We start from the raw sequence: 21,724 nt of genomic DNA, 5'->3' as shown, positions 1-21,724 counted from the left end.
TATCAGCTTAATAAGAAACTCATATACCAACCTATTTTGTTCGCACACATAAAGGTAAACGATGCTCGATATCCATTGGCTTAAAACATTTGTTACGTTGGCGGAATATAAGCATTTTGGCAAAGCAGCCATCGCATTGCATATGACTCAGCCCAATGTGAGTTTGCACCTCAAACAGTTAGAGCAAGCCACCAACGTCAAACTCATTGAACGAAGCCCTTTTCATTTAACTCAAGCTGGCGAACGGTTACTTGAAAGTAGCCAAAGAACGCTTCAAGAATTACAGGTTTGCCAAGCTGACCTTAATGCTCTCAATGATCTCGATAAAGGCGTTATTACCATTGCGGCCAGCGATATTATTTCTCGTGCGTTACTCATTGAGGCATTTAAGCTGTTTAAAGCTCAGTACCCGGGTATCGATATCGTGCTATTAAACACCACATCATCACAGGCTTCTAAACTGGTGAAAAATGCGGAGGCTGATCTGGGTTTTGTTATCTCCCAAAAACAGACACAACCTTTGCATTTTGTCGAATTACAGCAGTTAAACTGGGTCGCATTCGGCGATGGATTTGAACGAAATACCGAACAAGGCGAGGAGTTAACTTTGATCTTGCTCGGTCATGATACTCGTACAAGAGATCTCATTGATAACGCGTTACCGAAACTCAACCTTTCCAATTACAGAGTGATGGAAGTCGGCAGCGTGGATGCACAAATTGATTGGGCAGAAGCAGGATTTGGCGTCGCCATCGTTCCTGAATTCGCCCTATCCACTCAACGCCACCTGACTTCCTTGGTCACACCATTGCCTGACTTCCCGACCACCGATCTGGGCTACATTGTTCGGCAAAATCAGATTCTATCTAAAGCCACCAAGCAGCTTCTTCATTGGGTCAACGATGGCATTTCTCTATTGCAAGAGAACGGAAACGAATAACGAATAACGAATAACGAATAAAGTGACAGCCTTTCTTTATCATCGTTTTGTGCCCAGATCCTCACAATATCTATTTACACTTTATCTGCAAAATAGGCCATGATCTCAGCAGTTGTCATCTCTTGGGTTTCATTTGAGAAACAATAATAGCTTGGCCTCATATCACTGAAATACTGCATATCCATTTCTAGCCCATCCAAATTCGGAAACAGGCCTACTGGCATGTTGTACTCACCCGTTGCTTTAAGTTTATAGAACAGATGAGTCCCACATTCAGAGCAAAAACCTCGCGATGCCCAAGAGGATGACTCATACATTTTGATATGGTCATCCCCTTCAATGTTTACTTTTGAGCCGCATTTCACCGCAAAGAAGGGTGCCCCACCCCATGTCCGGCATGATTGGCAATGACACACCGTAAATTTTGGATTTATATCCTCTGCAACGATTTTTACAGCGCCACAAAGACAACGTGTTTCTGAATGAGACATTCGCTTCACTCCTTAGTGAATGGATCGGTCAACGTATCTTCTCTCTTCGAGATATTGATAAAGATATATAACTAAAACTGAGACCTAGAGATCCCCTTTAACCCTACTTAGCCACCGACTCCGCTTCGATGTGCCCAACCGATTGATAATGTGAAAATATCGTATTATCCATATCCATTTTAGAAAAGACTTGCTGAGCCTTTGGGTTTTCCATCGCTTTTACGGTTGCCGATTGAGCGAGTTCCACACTTTCCCAAACAACAATATCAGTCCAACGATTTAGCTCCTCACTATAAAAGTAGTGACGGCTCTGAAAACCTTCGAAATGCTTCACTATTGTATTTAAGCTTTCCATCGCCTCTTGCTGCTCTTGATAATTCACCCCATCTACAAATTTAGTATTCACAATTTCAAATGTCGATGCCGCGCTAACTGAAGAAGCCAAAACTACGGCGGTAAAACCAGTCATCAGTGTTTTCATTTCTCTACTCCCTATTTAAACATTCTAATTATTTGATTAAGTCATGCCCATACTCAAAGCGAATACTGCATATCTGTCTCAATCAGTGGTGAAATGTTATGCTAACTATAAATACGACACTAAATGGCCTATTAATAATGCGCAGCTTTCAAAATAGACAAGAACGGCTTGATAATCTTATTGGTCTATTAGAAAACAACAATCTATGGACGGCGAAGGCATTAGCCGATTCACTTGATGTCTCGGTGAGAAGTATCTCGCGAGATATAACTTTGTTACGTCAACAAGGTTACGATATTGATGCTGAGCGAGGTGCCGGAGGTGGGATTGAGTTAAGAGGGATGGCCCGTCCTCCTAAATTCTTTTTAAGTGATGAAGAGATTTTAAATACCTTAATGGCCCTCGCACTGACCGATTCGTTGAACTGCCCCATACTGGGTGACAACATATCGAGCGTGAAAAATAAACTCACTTTCTTTCTAAACGATGAGCAGAGAAAACGCATCAACCTCTTACGTAAGCGTGTATTGGTTGGTGCTGTTGCTTCTGAAACTGTCGCCAATACAGTGACGAATACGCACTACCCTTTTTTGAATGATGTCAGCCAAGCATTTATTCAGCAGCAAAAGCTCTCCATTCGCTATGTCTCAGAAAAAGAAGTAGAGACAAAAAGAACCATAGAACCGCAGTTTATCTTACTCAATTGGCCTGCTTGGTATCTTTTAGGCTGGGACTATCTGAGAGCAGCACCTCGATTATTTCGAATTGATAGAATAACCGATGCCACGGTCGAAAAAGGGCGTTTTCGGCTTAGAAGTTCGCGGAGTTTACTTAGTGAATATGGGGATTATTTCAATAGCATGTAGCTTTGGCGGCCTAAAGACCGCCCATATAAAACGAAACCACGCAGCTTGGTTCACGCCATCTTCAGGACAATGTTGTCATCTTAAAACCGCCGCGCCAGTACGAGATAAGTTGCTGTCCTTCTATGTATTTTCCAACGCAATACAGTACATATTAAGTGGGCCTTCTAACATATCGATATTCAGTTTCGAAACGTCAGCACTACAATTTAATGCAAGAGCAAATCCATGAAGATAATCGACCAATAAATCCAGCGCATTTTTCGTTGATTCATCACTTAAGTTTAATGGCGCTACCACCACATGAAATCGCTCAATGAATACTGCTGCGGGGCTATCAGAACTCATACCAAGAAGTGTTTCCAGTAGTCCAGAGTAATTGTTTAACAACGCTAAGTAGCTGGTGCACAACTCTTTCAGCTCTAGTTTCCAATGGTTAATCGCCTGAGGTTCATAAATATCTTCTATCAGTGACGTTGTGATCGACTCTAATAATGTATTTTTATTGCTGAAGTAGTGATAAATCGCCATCGCATCAACATCTAAATGTGATGCTAACTTTCTGATACTCGGTATTTTTCCCTCAGCTCTCATTAATGATTTAGCCATGTCAATAATGGTGTCCGCACTTAACTGATTGGTTACGCCTTTTGGTCGACCGCGTTTTTTATCCTTGACAGACATTTCACTCTCTCACTAAAATAACTTTAATTTCTACACTGTAGAATAATTTAATTCCATACTGAATGTAAAGCAAGGGCTAAGCTCAGCTTCGTTCTTCTAAACTCAAAAAGAGACGACAATATGAAGTGTTCTGTATATATCGCGACCAGCCTTGATGGTTTCATCGCTAAAAATGATGGCAGTGTCGATTGGCTACATACTGCGGGGAATCCAAATGCAGATATGGGCGACCAAGCCGATATGGGATTCGCTAAATTCATGGCGTCTGTAGATTGTTTGATCATGGGCCGAAAGTGCATGGAAATGATTTCAAGTATGGATCTAACGCCAGAACAGTGGCCTTATGGTGACACTCGCATCATCGTTCTGAGTAACACCATAAAGCAGGCTCCAGACAATATGAAGCAATACGTTGAGATGTATTCTGGGGATCTCAATGCTTTAATCTCTAAGTTGGAAAGTGAAGGACACCACCACGCGTATGTCGATGGCGGTAATACAATTCAAGCCTTTCTTAATAAACAATTAATCAATGAGATCACCATAACACGCGCCCCACTGTTACTCGGAGAAGGTATCCCTCTATTTGGTGAAACGGCCAATGTAATCAAATTAGAACAGGCACAAGCAACGGCTTTTGCTAACGATTTCATTCAGGTTAAGTATAGCGTCAATTATTCATAACCAATTTTATTTCAGTGATATTGATACTCAGCCTACAAGTATTTCTCTATCGGTAATAGCTGCAAGAAGCGTGATTTGAAACGCTCCCATTTGCCTGTTTCTGGCTCACTTTCCCAGCTATTATCCCCTGAATACCAACGCGTCTTGCCTTCGTACAAACTAAGACGCCAACTATTATCTTCACTCATCGCCAGCTCAATATCATCTGCGAGGCTTTGTGCCACCGTTTGATTTTCAATGATCAAAACAGACTCAGTATTCAGATAGGTAGAACGTAAATTAAAATTGAAAGAGCCAATGCTCGCGATTTGTCTATCAAAAACAGCTGATTTTGCATGCAGCCCATAAGCTAATGTTGGCGCACATTTAGAGGCATCACCCGTAGACACTTCACACAATTTTGTCTCAGGTTTTAGCTCAAATAGCTCGATGCCGTGATCAAGCATCTCATCTCGTCGACCTGCATAGCCAGAGTGATTCGTTGTTAAATCATTAGACGCCATCGAATTCGTCAATGCTTTTATCTGAACACCTTCACGGTTAAGCGATTGCCACTCCTCTAATTGGTTATCATCAAAGATCAAATAAGCGGATTCCAATAGTATCTCTTGATCCGATTCACGCGCTAATTCAGCTAATACTTTAGCCGTGGCTTTTGGTTCGCTGGTGTTGTCTGCATCAATTGGAACAGGTCGGTCAGAAACAAAACGGGCGCTCACCCATGTCATCTCACTCATCAGTGTTTTTAGAAGCAGATTCGCCGTCTTACTATCTTCAGGTAATGCTGGATAATTTGTATAACGAGGTGCTGAGATTTCATCTAATACAGGCAGATCAGATGACGCCTTCCCGCCTAACAAATCGACAGGGTATGACCAACGACTGTCCCAATAGCGTCCAAAGCTCATTTGGATATCGCCAACAACCGCGCCCATCACGAGAACATCTCGGTCACGGAAATTAATTTCATCTGAGAGATCAAAATACTCATCCCCAATGTTACGCCCGCCAACAACAGAAAAGGCACCATCGACGGTAAATGATTTGTTGTGCATACGGCGATTTAGGCGAGAAAAATCACCTAATACATTTAACCATTTGGCGACACCACGGCGAGTAGGAATGGGATTAAAAATGCGGATCTCAATTTGAGGATGTGAATCCAGTGCAACAAGCAGATCTTCTCTTTCATTAAGATTAATGTCATCAAGCATGACACGCACTTTAACGCCTCGATCAGCCGCAGAAAGTAAGCGGCTCGCGAGATAATGACCCGACGCATCAGAGTTCCAAATATAGTATTGAATATCAATGCTCTGTTCTGCGGTTTCTATTAATGCAAGTCTCTGCGACAGTGCATCCCAACCCGTATCTTGCAATAAGACGGCACTGTTTTCTTGTTTAGAAGGACTAAGCGGATAAGTACTCACCAACTCTGATAATGTGCTCGTCGACGAAGTGATGATCGGCTCTGCTGGGTGGTCGATCTCTTCTGGAAGTGATCCACACCCAGATAGAATCGTGATTAAAAATAGGGTGACACTGACACGTTGTAGCAAAAGCATGAATCGCACTTCCTCTATAGTATGAAGTCCAATAAGAACTATCTTTCCTTTAATGTCGGCATCACCATACAATTTGGGAGTACCGAACTGAAAACTATTATGGCAAACAAAGTTCATCAAGATAAGCACGATAGCCATTTAAACTTTAGTCACATAAACTTTAGTCACTTAAATTTCAGCTACTTGAACTTTAGTCGCTCAACATTAAAGAGTCCAAAATACCTTTACCACTATGAATGCCGCCTTCATTTTACTCGCAAGATCATAATTCCAAATTGCACCACGACCTAGCGTTAGAGCTACTGGCTGAGCATCTCAATGAGCAAACTTTTAAGCCGAATTTCTAAAACTAAGATATGATGACCTACCCACAACTTGACTGATATTTTTATGCCCTCTTTCTCTTTTTCGCTAATCCCTGTTGGGGTTAGGTTCATGCTCCTCTCTGCTTTTGGATTCGCGCTCATGTCTGCTTGCGTGAAGTACATTAGCCTATACGGTATTCCAGTATTTGAAATTGTAGCAGCAAGGGCTTTAGTCTCTTTGATCATTAGCTATATCGATGTCAAAAGAAAAGGCATTTCGATTTGGGGAAACAACAAAACACTGCTTTTCGTTCGCGGCCTTGTCGGCACTACCGCTTTGATGTGTGTGTATTATGCCGTAACGACGTTGCCGCTAGCTGAGGCAACCATCTTACAATACGTTCATCCCATTTTTACCGCTTTACTCGGTGTTCTATTTCTTAAAGAACGAGTCCAACACTCCACCATGATATGCATTGCTTTCTGCCTTGCAGGTTTATTGGTGATGGTACAACCGAGCATGACAAGTGACTTAACCCATGAACTGCCACTTTTTAGCGTAATCATCGCGTTATGTGGGGCATTTGGAAGCTCGATTGCTTACGTGATCGTGAGGAAGCTAAGCCAAACTGAAGATAGCTCCGTCATTATTTTCTACTTTCCATTGGTCGCGTTGCCGATCTCGACTGTACTTATCTGGAATGACTTCGTATGGCCAAGCTTCTTTTTAACCATCATGCTGGTTTTGGTCGGTATTTTTACCCAAATCGGTCAATTCGGTCTTACTAAAGCGATGCAGACTCAAGCCGCAGGTAAAGCTTCAGCCTACTCATATGTTCAGATTATTTTTTCTGCACTTCTAGGAGTATGGATATTCAATGAAGTCCCTTCAATTTGGACTTATTTGGGAGGAGGTTTGATCGTGACAGGCGCTCTGATCAATGTATTCGGCAAACGAATATTCTCTCAATTCAGCGCCAAGTAATCGAAAGGCAGAGTCTCTTGTAACGACTCTGCCTTCGCTTATTCATTCTGCTAAAGAGAAAATATCGTTTTAGCAGTATGGCTTGTCTACATCAAACGTTGGAAACTATTCGCTGGTCGCGGCGGATTCCCATTCCGTTAGCAGTTGCATTATTCGATACGAATCATCCCAAGTCGCGCATGGGTTAGATAACGCTTTCTCTCCTGCTTTTACTGCATTGGCTACATGGCGCACTTGATACAAAAAGGCGTCACCATCCGCAGGAACAGAAACATTACGCTTTGACGTTTCATACACTTCAACCGAGAAGTCATTCTCTTTATTTGGTAGCCATGGATTAGAGTTCATGGTGATGCACCCTTTGCTACCTAAAATAGTGAAGTGGTGTTTTAATCCATGATCTTCTGCGGTGTGAACCGTTGCTGTCTGCTGGTCGCCAAAGCGCATCATAAGGCTAGATTCACAAAGGTTCCCATCCGAGCCTTTTCTTCCAATAGCATGGAGTGTGCGATTATCAAAAACGTGCTCTCCTAGCATAGTTTTTGCTACCAAATGCAATAAAGACACGGGATAACAACCCAAATTGTATAACGCGCCTTTACTGTCTGGATTTACAAATTGAGCAATGGATGCGATGTACGAAGCTTGAATCGAACGCAATTCACCGATCTCGCCCGAATCAAGAACCGCAACGAGTTCACGAATAAGTGGGTGGTGCAAATACATCAGCCCTTCAGCAAAAAAGACGTTATGTTCTTTCACGGCTTGTAAGGCAAGTTCTGTTTTTTCCATATCAACCGATAGTGACTTTTCACAGAGAATCGCTTTTCCACGCTGCGCGGCTTTGATTATAAAATCGTGGTGGACGTGGTTTGGCAATGCGATGTAAATGATATCCACCAGATCATCGTTTAATAGCGCTTCGTAATCGGTATAACGAGTGCCAACGGAGTATTGATCTGCAAATAAAGACAGGTTCTGTTCTGAACGTCCAGCAACGGCATACAAATGGCTATCAGGATCTGAGTTAATCGCTTCAGCCATGACGCCAGAAATAAAACTTGTACCTAAAATTCCCCAATTCATTCTGCTGCCTCTCCCGCTTGATGAGTTTCAAAAACTTGAACTAATGAGGTCACATCTGAAGCAATAAACGCTTGAGTGTGTGGCATAGCAAAGTGTGCGTCGATGGCGGCTCTATTTTTATATCGCTCCCACAATATCACTCTGTCTGGTGTCTTTTCATCGTAAGTCGCCATCGCTTGTAAACACCCTTCTTCAGCCTGCATGTCGACACAAAATTGCTCAATGGCTTCAATAACAGATTCTCTTGATAACTGAGTCTTCATTTTTAGCTCAGCCGTAACAAATATAGTGTCGTTCATCATCACTTCCTATGTTGTTAAATTTATTCTCAATATTGGGCTCAACTATAATTAACTTCATAAGATTGATAAACTGCCCCATATTTTATTGTTTATTAACTGGCAGTGCATAATGGACAAACTAACAAGCATGAAAATTTTTGCTTATATTGTCGAACATGGCAGCTTTCGAAGTGCTGCTCATCAGTTCCAAATTTCACCGACAATGGTAGGTAAACACGTCAATTTTCTTGAACAAAGCTTGGGAACTCAACTGATTCACCGGACAACTCGTAAGCAGTCTTTAACTGAAGCAGGTAAGCTTTACTACAGCGAGTGCCATCGAATTATTGAAGATATAACAAACGCAGAAAACCTGATTCAAACGTTAATCAACCGACCAACAGGGACTATTAAAGTCAACTGCCCTGTGACATTCGGCAAGAAAATTCTGACTCCCATTGTGGCAAGCTTTCTTGAAGAATACCCAGATCTTAATATCGAGTTAATGCTAGATAACGGACTTATTGACCCTTATCAGAATGATGCAGATATGATAATTCGTATTGGCGATCTTGTTGATTCTTCCCTTGTTGCAAGAAAGCTCGGCCACTATGAAATGACTTACTGCGCTTCTCCCATTTATCTTGAAAAGCATGGACAGATTAATTCATTAGAAGCACTCAAACACCACCACTGTTTAGGATTTCACTATCATCAAGGTGAAAGCCAACAGGTGATGAACTTACCGTCGAACACCTTTAGCAATACAAGCTCTAGGCTGACCTCTAATAATGGTGATGTTTTAAAGTTTGCAGCACTTCAAGGCATTGGCATCCTTCTTCAACCCAAGATTTTGGTCACACAAGAGATAGAATCGAATCAGCTTATCGAAATTCTCACAGATTCCACTCCAAAGCCAAAACCGATCCATTTACTTTATCGATCTAAACATCTGTCTTTAAAAAATAGAACTTTTGTTGATTATGTTCTCAAGCATATTGATGAGAGTTAGCCGACTTTCGATACTCACTCATAGCCTAAAGCATCAGGAAACTTTCAATTTATGGGAAGCTTCAATTGATAGGAAACTTAAGAGCTATAGAAACCTTAAATTTATAGATTCACAAAAACACTATAGACTTCACAGTATAACTTAGACTAATGAGTATTATTGGTATTACAAAATCTAACGAGTAACTCAAATGACCAATAATACTTCCGAGTCACCCTGTGCTCCCTACGTCCTCAATGACCAAGAGGTGCAATCGCTTCTCCCTAAACTAGATGTTAAATCTCTCATGGAGACGCTGTTTGCATCTTTAGCTCGTGATAACGCAGTACAGCCTAGCCAAACGTTAACACCATTCCCTAACAATAAAGGCGATTACATCACTTACCTCGGCGTACTTGCTGAACAAGGAGTGTTCGGTGCTAAGCTTTCCCCTTACATAGTGACTGATGGGGCTCCGATTATCACCGCTTGGACACACCTGATGTCGATGAAGACAGGTATGCCACTGCTGCTTTGTGATTCAGGGCAACTGACGGTTGAACGAACCGCAGGAACCACGGCATTAGCCATTGATTACTTAGCAAAAAAAGAGAGTTCGCATTTAGCATTAATAGGTGCAGGTAACGTCGCTTTAGCGCATCTTCGCCATGTAATTTCGTTAAGAAAGTGGGAACACATCACGATATTTGCCCCTGAATTAATTGATAACGACATTCGCCAAAATGAAATACGAGCAATAGATAACCGAATTCAAATTGCTTTACACTCTTGTCAAGCCACAGAAAACGCCGATGTCATTATGCTATGTACCTCTGCGGCAAGCGCTGTCATTTCCGAACAGCAGATCCCACAATCGGCATTGATCACTTCCATTAGTACGAATGCCGTCAATGCGCATGAAGTGCCACCAGCGTTACTGAACAAAATGGATGTATATTGCGACTACAAATTAACCACACCTGAAAGTGCTGGGGAAATGAAATTGGCAAAAGATCAACACGGTTGGGATAAGGCTAACATTGTTGGAGACTTATCGGATCTTGTCGCTCAACGCTGTCACCTACCGGACTATAAGAAGCCTGTGTTCTTTCGCTCTATCGGCTTAGGGCTCGAAGATGTTGCGATCGCTTATGGTATATGGCAACTGATAGACAGCAAAAAATAATAGAGACCATCGATTTTAAAACTTTATGAATAAAGGAATGTAATATGAAAATTAAAGAGTTTGGTGTTGAAATTTGGATGAATGAGTATGAAAACTCTTGTCTCTATAATTTGGCTGAAACCTGTGTTGAATCTTTAACTGTTGAACAATTGCTCGACATGGCAGGAAAACGAGAAACGATTCTCAATGAGTTACTGCCAATGAAGCTCACTTATGGAGCAATTGAAGGATCGGATCGTTTACGCAATAACATCACTGAGATTTATCAGAATCAGCAAAAAGAGAACATTCTGATCACTCACGGAGCAATCGGTGCAAATGCGCTGATTCACCAAACGCTGGTAGAACCGGGAGATCGTGTTGTTTCAGTCTTACCCACTTACCAACAGCACTACTCCATTCCCGAAAGTTTCGGTGCGGATGTGCAAATAGTAAAACTAAAAGAAGAGAATAATTTCTTACCTGATTTAGAAGAGTTGCAAAAGCTAACCAATAGCAACACTCGCCTGATTACTATTAACAACCCGAATAACCCAACAGGCGCTTTAATGGATGAAGCTTTTCTAAAACAAATCGTAGATATTGCTCGTGCCTGTGATGCGTATTTACTGTGTGATGAAGTCTACAGAGGAACGGATGCTTCCGGAGACGGTTTCACCGCGTCCATTGCCGATCTGTACGAAAAAGGGATCAGCACTGCAAGTATGTCTAAAAGCTTCTCTCTTGCAGGGTTAAGACTGGGCTGGATAGCGGCTCCAACGGATGTTATTCACGCGGTCACTATCCATAGGGATTACAATACGATCAGCGTTGGAATGCTAGACGATCACTTTGCCTGCATAGCATTAGAGTGCAAAGAGCAGATCCTTGAAAGAAGTCGTTCTATCTGCCAAGCCAACCGAGAGGTTCTTGATGCTTGGATCTCTAATGAACCGTTAATCAGCTACGTAAAACCACAGTCAGGAACCGTGGCATTACTTAAATATGATCTTGATATGTCCAGCCGTGAATTCTGTGTACGCCTGCTTGAATCTAAAGGCGTCATGTTCACACCTGGAAGTGTTTTAGAAATGGAAGGTTATGTACGAATCGGATATGCCAATAACCCACAAGTACTCAAAGATGGGCTTCAGAAGACTTCGGAGTTCCTTGCTGAATTGAATGGTTAAATGCTCCATTCGTTTTTATATTATCTAAAAAATGCCCTTAACTTTATACTCTAAAGAAGGGCATTTTTGTCATCACGACTTTCTTAGCTGCTTGATTTCACGTAAGTAGTTAAATACGGTAGCCCTTCCCATCCCAAGCACGTTGGCCACATAGTCTGCCGAGCTTTTTCCGTTGAATGCTCCTTGATCAAATAACGCTTCAATCAATTCACGTTTATCCTGACGAGACAGTGCCGAGATCGTTAAGCTATTACTCGCTAACCAACTATGAATAAAGCTATTTACTTTATCTTGCCAATCATCATGAAATAGCTTCTCTGGCTGTGGAATAAGGTTCTTTATTGGAAGCAAAAGTGCCAACGCATCTTGAGCCGCTTGCACCGGAGCCGTGCTCATATTGATGCATAACATACCAATAGGGCTGCCTTGATCATCTCTAAGGACAATACTAATGGAACATATTTTCTTTCCGTCCCAGTTTAGTTTTTCATAAGGACCAATTACCGCTTCATTCTGCGCAAAATCGACATCATCAAGAGACGACGGATCGCCAATTTTCCGCTTAGAAATATTATTCGCAATATGCACTACGGACTGACTTTCTAAATCATGAATAATGACTTCTACATAGTCAGAAAATAGCAGAGCTATCCCATCAGCAACAGAAGCATATCGGCTTAATATCGTATTGGCGTTCAAAGAATTCTTATCCTGTTCCGTTTAGCTAAATGCAGGTAATACATCGCAAAGAAGAAGTATATTACCTAGCCTCACTAATATTGTATAGATTTTGGTACTTCACGCGAGTCCCTAGCGAAAATGCACATAGTCACCTATGTTTATATATGCATATTAAGAAAAACGACTATCAATGAAAATATAACGTCAGGCTTATCATTATGAATAGAAGAAATAAGGCGATCGTCGATGAAGAAGTCGAATTCTCAGACAATGAGGAGCTAGTCTCAACGACAGACAAAAGGGGGGTAATTACCTATGTAAACGAAGAGTTTTGCAGGGTATCAGGCTACGAAACGCACGAGCTTCTAAATAAAAACCACAACATGATTCGCCACCCAGACATGCCTAAAGCGGCGTTTAAAGATTTGTGGGAACATCTCAAGAATGGGCAAGCATGGCGAGGCGCTGTTAAAAATCGCTGCAAAGATGGTCGGTACTACTGGGTTGATGCTTTTGTCACCCCCATTTTTGAAAACAACATCTTGGTTGGCTATCAATCTGTTCGCCGTAAATTAGCGCCCGAAGTCAAAAACCGTGCGATCAATTTGTACTCCGTTTCGAGTAAGGCTCGAAGCCTCACATCAAGCATTCTTGTCACCACCAAACACCGAATCATCATGCTATTTTTTGTCACATTATGCGCCGTCATTATGGGTTTTTATGTCTCTCCTCTTGCCACTTTGATCGTGCCATTTGCAACCATTAGTGTGCTTTACCATGAGCTATTCATTCGCCAAAAATTCTACGACGAACTCAAACAAAGCTATGACAGCATTTCTCGTTTGGTCTTTTGTGATGACAAGACAAACTACGCCGAATATCACTTAAAGATGCAGCAAGGACGAGTACAAACCATTTTAGGACGAACGTTAGACAGCAGTAGTAATTTACTTAAACAAGTGCACTCTTTAGAAAACGTCTCCGATAACGCTCACCATAACATTGAAAAAGAGACCGTAGAGATTGAGAACATTGCATCGGCGGTTGAACAGATGGTGGCAACCATCGGTGAAGTTTCAAGAAATAGCGCCTCGACATTGGATCAAGTGCTCTCGGCCAATACGACTTGCCAAGATGCAAATTCGTTAAGTAAGAAAACTCAAAATCAAGTCTCGACCTTAGTGGACGACGTTTCCGCTTCCTATGAGTCTGCCGAAAACTTGTCTCAAAAGCTAACCAGCATCACATCGATTATGTCTGAAATTCAAGGCATTGCGGAACAGACAAATCTCCTTGCGCTTAATGCGGCAATTGAATCGGCTCGTGCTGGTGAATATGGCCGAGGTTTCTCGGTTGTTGCCGATGAAGTGAGGGCTCTCAGCCAACGAACACAAAAAGCCACCAGCGATATCCAGCAATCAATGGGCAGTGTATTAGAGTCTGTAGCGGAGCTCTCTGAAACGATGAAGCAAGGGAAAAACTCGGCGCAGATATGCATTGAATTCACATCAGATACGCAGCGGAAAATTGAGGAAATGGCGAGTGTAATGCAGCACATCGAAGCCGCTGCGACTCAAATATCAACCGCAACAGAAGAGCAATCTGTCGTAGCCAGTGATATTAACCAGAACATTGTAACTATTCGAGATGCATCCCAATGTAACTTAAAAGAAGTAGATGAAGTCACGGAGCTAACGCGTCACATTAAAGGCAAAGCGCAACAATTGGCGTCGTTGGGGTTATCTTTTCAGAAATAATGGAAAGTAGATAAGCAATAAAATCGAGATCAAAAAAGAGTCGCAAACGCACCTCGAATAAGGTGCATTAAACGACTCTATTATTCAGACTCTTGATGATCTCTAACGTTTAGATCATTGAAACTCAGTCTATTTCTGAAGCTGCTCTTTTGCTGCTTCAACTTTTGAGAAGTCTAGTCCAAGCTCTTCTACTGCTTCTTTAATTAGCGCAGGGTTTTGCAGAACCTGCCCCATTAGCAATTGCAGTTTGTCTTGAGGTAAACCTAGTTGACCAATTGTTGCCATTGCCGCGAGTGGATTTTGAGTCAACGTCTCAAAAAGTTCACGGATTTGTTCGTCACTGATATTACTTTCTTTCAAGATTGCAAGAATTGGGTTCATTACTCTGCCTTTAAATACTAAATCAAACATCGCGTAGTCTAACATTATTTAGACTACGCTGAGAATTACAGGTTATCTAATCGAATATGACTGTTTTTCAGGTCATCACGGGTGATACCGTTTCCGTTATTAAAATCATTGAAGTGACGCAATAACTCTGCAATAGCGTGAATAGATGCCAATAAGTCACCAGTATGTGCAGATTCAGATGACGTATGCATATTACGAATCGGATAGCCGATGGTGATCGCAGCACTATCTACACCTGCAAGTGCAGCCGCCATGCCATCCGTTCCCATATCTCGACCAGAAAAGTCAATTTGGTATGGGATCTCTTTCTCGCTACATACATTTGCTAACGTTTGAACTAAAAATTCAGAGCTTACTGAACCTCGACCAACGGTAAAGCCTTCGCCCATTTTCAATGGCGTCATGTTACGACTGCCAATTCCCGGAGCTGCTTCATAATCGTGATTAACATCGGTTGCAATCAACACGTCAGGCTTAAGCTCACCCACCACTTGCGTTGAACCAAAACGACCAATCTCTTCATGAGTCGCAATTGTGTACAACACTCGAACTTTATCTAGCCCTTCGCTTGCCAACATACGTGCAATTTCAGTCACTGAAAAACAGCCCAAACCGTTATCTAAATACGCACCATAGAAAGTATCGGCCGCGACACCACGTTTAATTGGTCGATCTAGTAAAATAGGGTCACCAGCACGTAAGCCAAGCGCTTCTACTTGCGCCTTGCGATCTTCGCCATGCATGTGCAATTCTAAATAAATAGATTCAGGTTTAATCCCTTGCTCGCCCGTACGTTGCGCAGGAGTAGAGAAGTGAATCGCCCCTAGAGCTTCAACCGTACAACCTGTAATTGATTTATACGCTCCTGACTTTTCAGGATCCAAACAGAACACTTTCACTTCGTGGCCAATGAGCGTGGTTGGCAAGAAAGAATCGGTGTTAATCCATACTTTGCCATCTTCATCAATTTTACGAACTTGCATACGGATCTTATCTGCGTGACCAACAATCATTACGCTGGTTAAATCATCACGCCCAGGGTGTGAATCGAAAACGACGCTCGCACTTCCCTTAAATTGGTGAACGCCCCAGCTTGCTGGCATAAAAGATTCAAATTCTGGTTTGATGACACCGTAGCTCATTGCCGCTTCGAAGCCAATTGGAGAGGGAGCCGCTAACACTGTAGACATGAAATCAAATTGATCTTGTGCCATTGGTTGGGTCCAAGCCGACTGTTTTTGAGCATTCTCATTGGTTGTATTCATTGTTTACTCTTATTCTATCCATTAATTGACGCTACGTTAATCAGAGCAACCGTGAACTTCAAGTGATTCGAATAAAATAATTCCCACATTACTTACCATATCACTCTTAGAGTAATGCGCATTAGGTCAATATCGAGCTACTTAACCAAGCCCAAATAAGCTAAAATGCTGCCCATTATCTTAGCTTTGAGCCTTTTATACTGATGACAACAACCACAACACCAGCCAATTTTGCAGAACTTGGGTTAATTCAACCTCTGTTAGCTCGTCTAACTGAACTTGAATATCAACAACCTACACCGATTCAAGCACAGGTCATTCCTAGCGTTTTAGCAGGTCGTGACTTGATCGCTGGTGCGAATACTGGTTCAGGTAAAACCGCCGCTTTTGCGCTTCCTTTGTTAGAGTACGTTTTCACGCAGAAGCAATCTGAAAAGCCAAGCGGTAAAGGAAACTATGTTACTGGGCTTATTTTGGTTCCAACACGTGAATTAGCCAAACAAGTTTCAGACAGCATCAAATCTTATGCTACGCACTTCAACGGAGCGGTTAAGACGGTTGCGGTATTCGGTGGTGTATCAGCAAATACACAAATGCTCGCACTGCGTGGTGGCACCGATATTCTCGTTGCAACCCCTGGTCGATTGCTCGATTTAATCTCAAGCAATGCCATTAAGCTCGATAAAGTAAAAACCTTAGTGTTAGATGAAGCAGACCGCATGTTGAGCCTCGGCTTTACGGAAGAATTATCTGCACTGTTAGGTTTACTACCGAAACAGAAACAGACGCTACTTTTCTCTGCAACGTTCCCTGAACAAGTTCAAACACTGACTCAAGAGTTATTGATCGACCCAGTAGAAGTACAGTTACAAAGTACCGATGCCAGCACGTTAGTACAACGCGTATTTACTGTGAACAAAGGTGAGAAAACGGCTTTACTTGCTTATTTAATTCATCAACATCAATGGCGACAAGCGCTGATTTTTGTTAACGCAAAGAACAGTTGTGAGCACTTAGCGGATAAGCTTCATAAGCGTGGCATTATTGCGGAAGTGTTTCATGGCGATAAAGGCCAAGGCGCTCGAACCCGAGTGCTTGAAGCGTTTAAAGCCGGCGAGATTGACGTATTAATCGCAACAGATATCGCCGCTCGTGGTCTTGATATTGAAAAGCTACCTGTTGTCATCAATTTTGACTTACCAAGAAGCCCATCAGACTATATGCACCGTATTGGCCGAAGCGGCCGTGCTGGTGAAGTAGGTTTGGCGCTCTCACTTATCGATTATGAAGATTACCATCATTTCAAGATCATCGAGAAGAAGAACAAAATCAGACTTGACCGTGAACAAGTTGAAGGATTTGAAGTCGATGAAGCAGCGGCTGAAGCCTATCTAGCGGCCAGTAAGCCAATGGCAAAACCAGCAGGCACTGGCAAAAAGAAGCGCAAGAAAAATGCAGCTGGAAACTCAGACTACTGGTTGTAGCAATTAATACTGGTACACAGTAAACGACGGTTTTAGATAGAAACCGTCGTTTAAGGTTAGGTGGTTAGCGCCAACCCATCTAGCCTTAAATGCCTACCCTAAATAACCTGCAACGTTGAACATTAATTATCCGTAACTAATTTGACACGGTTACGACCCGATAATTTCGCGTCGTACAACGCCTCATCAGATTTTGAGAGTATCTCATTCCACCGTTTATGTATTTCACCATATTTAATCTTTCCAAATGCACCAATCGAAATGGTTACGGTTAACTCATGATTCGCACATATGATAGGAGTGACTGAAATCGATTCACGCAGGCGATTGAGTACCAACTCAGCATCAGACTCTGGAGATACCGCTAACACCAGAACGAACTCCTCACCGCCCCATCTAACCAGCAAGTCATTATCACTACGCGCATTTTCATTTAAGCGACGAGCCACTTCTGTCAACACAACATCGCCAACATCATGACCGTAAATATCATTCACTTTCTTAAAATGATCCACATCGGCCACTAACACAACAAGATCATAAGCCGCTAGCTGGTTATTTTGTGCAGCCTTTTCCAACCATTGCTCCAAATATCGACGGTTATGCAGGCCAGTTAAAGGATCTTCTAATGATTGAGACGTCAGTGTTTCATTAGACCGACGAAGACGGAAATTTGTTTTGGACACGGAGATATAACGACGGAAAAGAATATAAATCACCAAACAGAATATAAGTAACACTGACACCCACAATTTATCGAGCATTTTCTGCTGTGACAGGCGAGCCGAATTTAGTGCATTTTCATACTTTAATAACTCTATTTCGTTTTCTTTATACTTAGCCTCATAGTTTTCTTGAAGAGCAAATAACTCTTTGCGTCGTTCGTCGAATAGATAGTCATTCCGTTCATTCGCATACTCCTTATACAACACTAAAGCCTCTTTATAATCAGACTTATCTTCATGAATTTTGGCAATAAATGCCTTCATTGATATTGCTTTTATGCGATTATTGGCGGCGTCAAATTGTGCGAACACTTTTTCCGCTAGCGCTAAGGCTTCATCAAACCTCTTCTGCTTCAAATACGTTTCTGCCACCGCTTCATTGCAATACATGAGCCCCGCTCTATCTGATACTTCCTCTGCTAGAGTCAAACATCGCTGAGCACTTACTATCGCTTCATCTATTTGATTTTCCTGAATCAGTAACGTTACCAAGTTAGCAAGCGCATAAATTTGGGAATAACGAGAGCCTTTTTCTGTCGATAACTTAACCGCAGCGCGAAAATGCTCGGACTCCAACGCTTTATTATCCAAATTTTTAGCAATAATCCCGGCATTGATATGCAGCATCACTTTGACGCTAGGGTTATTAAAATGCGAGTGTTCAACCAACGAAAAGGCCCGACGACTGTATTTATCCGCTTGCCCCCACTCCTCTAAGCGAAAGTAAACGGTGGAAATATTGGACAGTACTCTAGCCTGTTGAAGTATGTCTTTTTGTTGAGTAAAAATATCCAGCGCAGTTCGGTAATCCTCCATCGCTTTTGGATAGTCAGATAACTCAACATATAGATTTGCTCGCCATTTCGTGGCTCTTGCCAACAAATGCCAATATTCTGCTTGTTTGGCAATCTCGATGACGGTTTCTACTCGTCGTAATGCTTCGTCATAATATCCGATCTCAATGAATTCAATGATCCTCTCCAATTCAGCCTCACCCTGCATCCATGCTTGATCTAATCGCTCACCTAAAGAGTCTAACCTGGCGACATGGTCCCCTGAATATTTATCCTCTTGCCACATATCGGTAGAACCAAGCGCGCCTTCCAAACGAAATAGAGTCAAATAATATAGAGCTTGCTTAAGGTTATCCTTTTCCTCAATGCTCGCTAATGAAATTTGGGACAGCATTTTTCGGGCGACTTCTGGTTCGCTATCGGCTAACTGATAAATGGAAAATATGGCTTCATTTTGTGCGGTAATTTTATCCGCAAAAAAGAGAGGAATAGGTAATGGTTCATTGGCTTGCGCGTACAAGGACACGGAGAGCAAAAGTGACGAGATCAAGTAAAAAGCGAGTGTTTTCAATTTTCGAGGTTTGGGCATAAATTATTTTTTTGGAGGTAATTTACATAAGATCTTGATTGCTTATCAATTTTTAGTCAATCCTTTGTCTCAATTTATCTTGAGTCTTTTGTAAACAAACTAAGGCACTGTACAATTTTTTTCACTTAGAGATAAAAATATCAACGTTTAACAATGCAAGAGGTATGTGTTCAGCTTTCAACTATTCATACACCGAATTATCCACGAGATACGTATCACCTAATACTGCAATGTCGTTGTGTACAAGTGAGTACGAGTAGATGCTTCCTATATAACACTAACCTCACAGTATTCAGCAAAGAAATGAAAATATAGGGTGACCCGACGCCCAGATCTCCTTATCATTTATTGCTCAACGTTAAAAATGGAAATTTAACTCACATCAAGCCCATTCCGAGGCTTGGAGCTATGGTTTATGACGCGATGGTTTTAACACAATAGCTTTAACGCTAAAGTTAATGCTGAAAAATCAGTTAACGCGTAAACTTACCTCAGAGATAAAATTCCAGCTAAAACAGGAAAATCAACTATGATTCATGAAACTAAAACAATGGAAGTACCTGTAGCAATCGTCGACAGAATACAAACGTTGATTGATGCTTTCGAAGCAAAAGAAAAGTTTAACGCAGAACGTAAAGTCGTCGTGAACAACCTACTTGCAATGGATAACCTTAGCTGCGAGATGGCAGTGTATAGCTTGGTTCAAGATGAACTATTAGACACGCTACGATTTGTATATGAGTTATCTGGCACAAATAGTTCGTTCATTAAAAAGCTGCTCACACAATCGAGAGAAAACCCAACAAAAGCGCTATCTGATGCGCAACGATCAGCGGCAAAAAGTATGCTATTTAACTTGCTGAATGATCCTTCCGTCATTTCAGAAATGAAATAACTCTCCAATTTAGAATTCATCGGGTTTAGTGCATACGTCTATAATGCACTAAACCTTAAAAGCACTAAACCTTCGCTCTTGAAGCCTTCAAGCTAGAGAGTGAAAAACCGGTTACCAACATTGTTCCTCCAACAACAAAAACGGTTCCAATAATGGTATTGAAGCCTATCGTTTCGTCTAAAAATAAGTTCCCCCATAAAATACCAAACACTGGAATAATAAAGGTCACCGATAATGCGGAAGCAGGCCCAACCTCGGTAATCAATCGAAAATAGAGCAAGTAAGCAAGCCCAGTACACATAACACCCAGCATAGTAACGGCAATTAATGTATCAGTGGTCAGTGGCGCTTGTGTTGGGAAAAATGGGAGTAACGGCAGAACAATGATGACCGCTGCCCACATGCTTCCATGCGCATTGTTAAAAGCCGGAACGGAAGGTGCATTCTTAGCGTAGTTAGTTGCGATACCATAGCAACACGCTGCCATTACGCCCGCTGCGATAGGAAGCATCGCGCCTTCGCCAATTTTCACCGCATCCCAGCCAACTAAAATTGCACAACCTACAATCCCCATAACTAAACCCATTGACTTATTTCTGGTTAATGCATCTTTTCTCCATAACACACCAATGATGGCTCCCCAGATCGCTGCCGTTGAATTCAAAATAGAGAGTGTTGAAGCGTTCAGTGTCTGAGCGGCATAGGCAAAGAGTAAAAAAGGCGCCGCTGTATTAAATAAACCAATAATGAAAAAGTGCTTATAGTATTTTCTGAACGCTAACTTTCGCTTCAGATACAGCGAAATCAAGAATAGACATATCGCCGCGAGCGCAACTCGAACCTCAATCAAAACAGCCGCTCCCATTGATGGAGCAGCAATACGCATAAAGAGAAAAGACGCCCCCCAAATAGCAGCGAGCGTTATTAGGCGAAACATATTAGAGAGATTCATAAGTTCAGATACCATAAAACATGTATTTGTTAAGATATTGTAAGTTAGTATTAATGAGCAACGAATACAATACTTATCTGGGCTCACCATGCACTTAACTAAGAATCAAATCATCATGTGGCTACTTTTAATGCTGAGCTAACGAATAAAAACATCATAAATAAACTCAAAAACCTATCTATTGACCATGATTTCGGTGCTCTAAAATCGTCTCGATTTTGAGACTTTGTACATTATAGCTATTAAATAACACATTAAAACAGAAACAAACAATGAGAACCTGTTTAAAACAGTGGCTCTAGATTAATCGTTATTATAAACAATCCCTTACAGAAAAATTCATTCAAGCATAAAAGCAAATAACGTTACTTTCTAAAACTAAAGTTTACCGTAAATTTAAATACTAGTATTAAAGTCCAATATTAGTATATTTATTTTTTACATTTAAATACATAAAGAT

Annotated in this window: 21 protein-coding genes; 10 read left to right on the top strand and 11 right to left on the bottom strand. The window is 41.6% G+C overall.

The window, feature by feature from the left end; genetic code table 11:
- Positions 1–61: 61 nt before the first annotated feature.
- Positions 62–940, top strand: a complete 879-nt coding sequence (locus tag FCV43_RS10775; RefSeq protein WP_136995164.1) for a LysR family transcriptional regulator — start codon at positions 62–64, stop codon at positions 938–940.
- A gap of 74 nt (positions 941–1,014) precedes the next feature.
- Here FCV43_RS10775 and FCV43_RS10770 read toward each other — a convergent pair whose 3' ends face one another.
- Positions 1,015–1,431: a GFA family protein gene (locus FCV43_RS10770; RefSeq protein WP_017053441.1), complete on the bottom strand. Its 417-nt coding sequence runs from the start codon at positions 1,429–1,431 to the stop codon at positions 1,015–1,017.
- A gap of 103 nt (positions 1,432–1,534) precedes the next feature.
- Positions 1,535–1,912, bottom strand: a complete 378-nt coding sequence (locus tag FCV43_RS10765) for a hypothetical protein (protein WP_136995163.1) — start codon at positions 1,910–1,912, stop codon at positions 1,535–1,537.
- Positions 1,913–2,010: 98 nt separating this feature from the next.
- Between FCV43_RS10765 and FCV43_RS10760 the strand changes: the two genes are divergently transcribed.
- Complete coding sequence (locus FCV43_RS10760; RefSeq protein ID WP_136995162.1) at positions 2,011–2,778, top strand: helix-turn-helix transcriptional regulator; 768 nt, start codon at positions 2,011–2,013, stop codon at positions 2,776–2,778.
- A gap of 120 nt (positions 2,779–2,898) precedes the next feature.
- Here FCV43_RS10760 and FCV43_RS10755 read toward each other — a convergent pair whose 3' ends face one another.
- Positions 2,899–3,459: a TetR/AcrR family transcriptional regulator gene (locus tag FCV43_RS10755; RefSeq protein ID WP_136995161.1), complete on the bottom strand. Its 561-nt coding sequence runs from the start codon at positions 3,457–3,459 to the stop codon at positions 2,899–2,901.
- Positions 3,460–3,579: 120 nt separating this feature from the next.
- On the opposite strand from FCV43_RS10755, the gene FCV43_RS10750 reads away from it, so the two are divergent.
- A complete protein-coding gene (locus tag FCV43_RS10750) occupies positions 3,580–4,143 on the top strand; it encodes a dihydrofolate reductase family protein (RefSeq protein WP_136995160.1) in 564 nt (187 codons plus the stop codon).
- Between the two features lie 32 nt (positions 4,144–4,175).
- Here FCV43_RS10750 and FCV43_RS10745 read toward each other — a convergent pair whose 3' ends face one another.
- Positions 4,176–5,708 (bottom strand): phospholipase D family protein, encoded by a 1,533-nt coding sequence (locus FCV43_RS10745; protein WP_136995159.1) that lies wholly within the window; start codon positions 5,706–5,708, stop codon positions 4,176–4,178.
- A gap of 390 nt (positions 5,709–6,098) precedes the next feature.
- Here FCV43_RS10745 and FCV43_RS10740 point away from each other — a divergent pair, with 390 nt between their 5' ends.
- A complete protein-coding gene (locus FCV43_RS10740; protein WP_136995158.1) occupies positions 6,099–6,998 on the top strand; it encodes a DMT family transporter in 900 nt (299 codons plus the stop codon).
- A gap of 105 nt (positions 6,999–7,103) precedes the next feature.
- Here FCV43_RS10740 and FCV43_RS10735 read toward each other — a convergent pair whose 3' ends face one another.
- Entirely contained in the window at positions 7,104–8,084 is a 981-nt protein-coding gene (locus tag FCV43_RS10735; RefSeq protein WP_136995157.1) for a Gfo/Idh/MocA family protein, read from the bottom strand.
- The gene (locus FCV43_RS10730) at positions 8,081–8,383 is read right to left on the bottom strand and encodes a putative quinol monooxygenase (RefSeq protein ID WP_136995156.1); all 303 of its coding nucleotides are present in this window, start codon (positions 8,381–8,383) and stop codon (positions 8,081–8,083) included. Before FCV43_RS10730 ends, FCV43_RS10735 begins: the two co-directional genes overlap by 4 nt.
- A gap of 112 nt (positions 8,384–8,495) precedes the next feature.
- Between FCV43_RS10730 and FCV43_RS10725 the strand changes: the two genes are divergently transcribed.
- The 3 genes from FCV43_RS10725 to FCV43_RS10715 all read left to right on the top strand — a co-directional run bounded on the left by FCV43_RS10725 (position 8,496) and on the right by FCV43_RS10715 (position 11,711).
- Positions 8,496–9,377 (top strand): LysR family transcriptional regulator, encoded by an 882-nt coding sequence (locus FCV43_RS10725; protein WP_136995155.1) that lies wholly within the window; start codon positions 8,496–8,498, stop codon positions 9,375–9,377.
- 190 nt (positions 9,378–9,567) lie between these two features.
- Entirely contained in the window at positions 9,568–10,542 is a 975-nt protein-coding gene (locus FCV43_RS10720) for an ornithine cyclodeaminase family protein (RefSeq protein ID WP_136995154.1), read from the top strand.
- Positions 10,543–10,586: 44 nt separating this feature from the next.
- The gene (locus tag FCV43_RS10715; RefSeq protein WP_136995153.1) at positions 10,587–11,711 is read left to right on the top strand and encodes an aminotransferase; all 1,125 of its coding nucleotides are present in this window, start codon (positions 10,587–10,589) and stop codon (positions 11,709–11,711) included.
- Between the two features lie 72 nt (positions 11,712–11,783).
- On the opposite strand, the gene FCV43_RS10710 is transcribed toward FCV43_RS10715, so the two are convergent.
- Positions 11,784–12,410 carry a helix-turn-helix transcriptional regulator gene (locus tag FCV43_RS10710; RefSeq protein ID WP_017053454.1) on the bottom strand — a complete coding sequence of 209 codons (627 nt, stop codon included), beginning with the start codon at positions 12,408–12,410 and terminating at the stop codon, positions 11,784–11,786.
- A gap of 200 nt (positions 12,411–12,610) precedes the next feature.
- On the opposite strand from FCV43_RS10710, the gene FCV43_RS10705 reads away from it, so the two are divergent.
- Complete coding sequence (locus FCV43_RS10705; protein WP_017053455.1) at positions 12,611–14,149, top strand: methyl-accepting chemotaxis protein; 1,539 nt, start codon at positions 12,611–12,613, stop codon at positions 14,147–14,149.
- Between the two features lie 129 nt (positions 14,150–14,278).
- On the opposite strand, the gene FCV43_RS10700 is transcribed toward FCV43_RS10705, so the two are convergent.
- Positions 14,279–14,530 (bottom strand): DUF2999 family protein, encoded by a 252-nt coding sequence (locus tag FCV43_RS10700; RefSeq protein WP_136995181.1) that lies wholly within the window; start codon positions 14,528–14,530, stop codon positions 14,279–14,281.
- Between the two features lie 65 nt (positions 14,531–14,595).
- Entirely contained in the window at positions 14,596–15,825 is a 1,230-nt protein-coding gene (locus FCV43_RS10695) for a M20/M25/M40 family metallo-hydrolase (RefSeq protein WP_136995152.1), read from the bottom strand.
- 203 nt (positions 15,826–16,028) lie between these two features.
- On the opposite strand from FCV43_RS10695, the gene FCV43_RS10690 reads away from it, so the two are divergent.
- Complete coding sequence (locus FCV43_RS10690; RefSeq protein ID WP_136995151.1) at positions 16,029–17,309, top strand: DEAD/DEAH box helicase; 1,281 nt, start codon at positions 16,029–16,031, stop codon at positions 17,307–17,309.
- A gap of 122 nt (positions 17,310–17,431) precedes the next feature.
- Here FCV43_RS10690 and FCV43_RS10685 read toward each other — a convergent pair whose 3' ends face one another.
- The gene (locus tag FCV43_RS10685; protein WP_136995150.1) at positions 17,432–19,417 is read right to left on the bottom strand and encodes a GGDEF domain-containing protein; all 1,986 of its coding nucleotides are present in this window, start codon (positions 19,415–19,417) and stop codon (positions 17,432–17,434) included.
- 529 nt (positions 19,418–19,946) lie between these two features.
- Here FCV43_RS10685 and FCV43_RS10680 point away from each other — a divergent pair.
- Positions 19,947–20,312 (top strand): hypothetical protein, encoded by a 366-nt coding sequence (locus FCV43_RS10680; protein ID WP_017053460.1) that lies wholly within the window; start codon positions 19,947–19,949, stop codon positions 20,310–20,312.
- A 64-nt stretch (positions 20,313–20,376) separates the two neighbouring features.
- Here the strand turns inward: FCV43_RS10680 and FCV43_RS10675 are convergent, their stop codons facing one another.
- Positions 20,377–21,264 (bottom strand): DMT family transporter, encoded by an 888-nt coding sequence (locus tag FCV43_RS10675; RefSeq protein WP_017053461.1) that lies wholly within the window; start codon positions 21,262–21,264, stop codon positions 20,377–20,379.
- Positions 21,265–21,724 lie beyond the last annotated feature (460 nt).

The sequence above is a fragment of the Vibrio genomosp. F6 genome (assembly GCF_005146325.1).
Classification (GTDB): domain Bacteria; phylum Pseudomonadota; class Gammaproteobacteria; order Enterobacterales; family Vibrionaceae; genus Vibrio; species Vibrio cortegadensis.
This window is presented reverse-complemented; position numbering and strand designations above follow the sequence as displayed.

Coding starts and splice junctions, on each gene's coding strand:
- FCV43_RS10695 (WP_136995152.1), bottom strand. CDS start 15,825: ATGAATACAACCAATGAGAATGCTCAAAAACAGTCGGCTTGGACCCAA.
- FCV43_RS10700 (WP_136995181.1), bottom strand. CDS start 14,530: ATGAACCCAATTCTTGCAATCTTGAAAGAAAGTAATATCAGTGACGAA.
- FCV43_RS10730 (WP_136995156.1), bottom strand. CDS start 8,383: ATGAACGACACTATATTTGTTACGGCTGAGCTAAAAATGAAGACTCAG.
- FCV43_RS10770 (WP_017053441.1), bottom strand. CDS start 1,431: ATGTCTCATTCAGAAACACGTTGTCTTTGTGGCGCTGTAAAAATCGTT.
- FCV43_RS10740 (WP_136995158.1), top strand. CDS start 6,099: ATGCCCTCTTTCTCTTTTTCGCTAATCCCTGTTGGGGTTAGGTTCATG.
- FCV43_RS10755 (WP_136995161.1), bottom strand. CDS start 3,459: ATGTCTGTCAAGGATAAAAAACGCGGTCGACCAAAAGGCGTAACCAAT.
- FCV43_RS10675 (WP_017053461.1), bottom strand. CDS start 21,264: ATGAATCTCTCTAATATGTTTCGCCTAATAACGCTCGCTGCTATTTGG.
- FCV43_RS10690 (WP_136995151.1), top strand. CDS start 16,029: ATGACAACAACCACAACACCAGCCAATTTTGCAGAACTTGGGTTAATT.
- FCV43_RS10765 (WP_136995163.1), bottom strand. CDS start 1,912: ATGAAAACACTGATGACTGGTTTTACCGCCGTAGTTTTGGCTTCTTCA.
- FCV43_RS10725 (WP_136995155.1), top strand. CDS start 8,496: ATGGACAAACTAACAAGCATGAAAATTTTTGCTTATATTGTCGAACAT.
- FCV43_RS10775 (WP_136995164.1), top strand. CDS start 62: ATGCTCGATATCCATTGGCTTAAAACATTTGTTACGTTGGCGGAATAT.
- FCV43_RS10760 (WP_136995162.1), top strand. CDS start 2,011: ATGCTAACTATAAATACGACACTAAATGGCCTATTAATAATGCGCAGC.
- FCV43_RS10705 (WP_017053455.1), top strand. CDS start 12,611: ATGAATAGAAGAAATAAGGCGATCGTCGATGAAGAAGTCGAATTCTCA.
- FCV43_RS10745 (WP_136995159.1), bottom strand. CDS start 5,708: ATGCTTTTGCTACAACGTGTCAGTGTCACCCTATTTTTAATCACGATT.
- FCV43_RS10715 (WP_136995153.1), top strand. CDS start 10,587: ATGAAAATTAAAGAGTTTGGTGTTGAAATTTGGATGAATGAGTATGAA.
- FCV43_RS10680 (WP_017053460.1), top strand. CDS start 19,947: ATGATTCATGAAACTAAAACAATGGAAGTACCTGTAGCAATCGTCGAC.
- FCV43_RS10720 (WP_136995154.1), top strand. CDS start 9,568: ATGACCAATAATACTTCCGAGTCACCCTGTGCTCCCTACGTCCTCAAT.
- FCV43_RS10735 (WP_136995157.1), bottom strand. CDS start 8,084: ATGAATTGGGGAATTTTAGGTACAAGTTTTATTTCTGGCGTCATGGCT.
- FCV43_RS10685 (WP_136995150.1), bottom strand. CDS start 19,417: ATGCCCAAACCTCGAAAATTGAAAACACTCGCTTTTTACTTGATCTCG.
- FCV43_RS10750 (WP_136995160.1), top strand. CDS start 3,580: ATGAAGTGTTCTGTATATATCGCGACCAGCCTTGATGGTTTCATCGCT.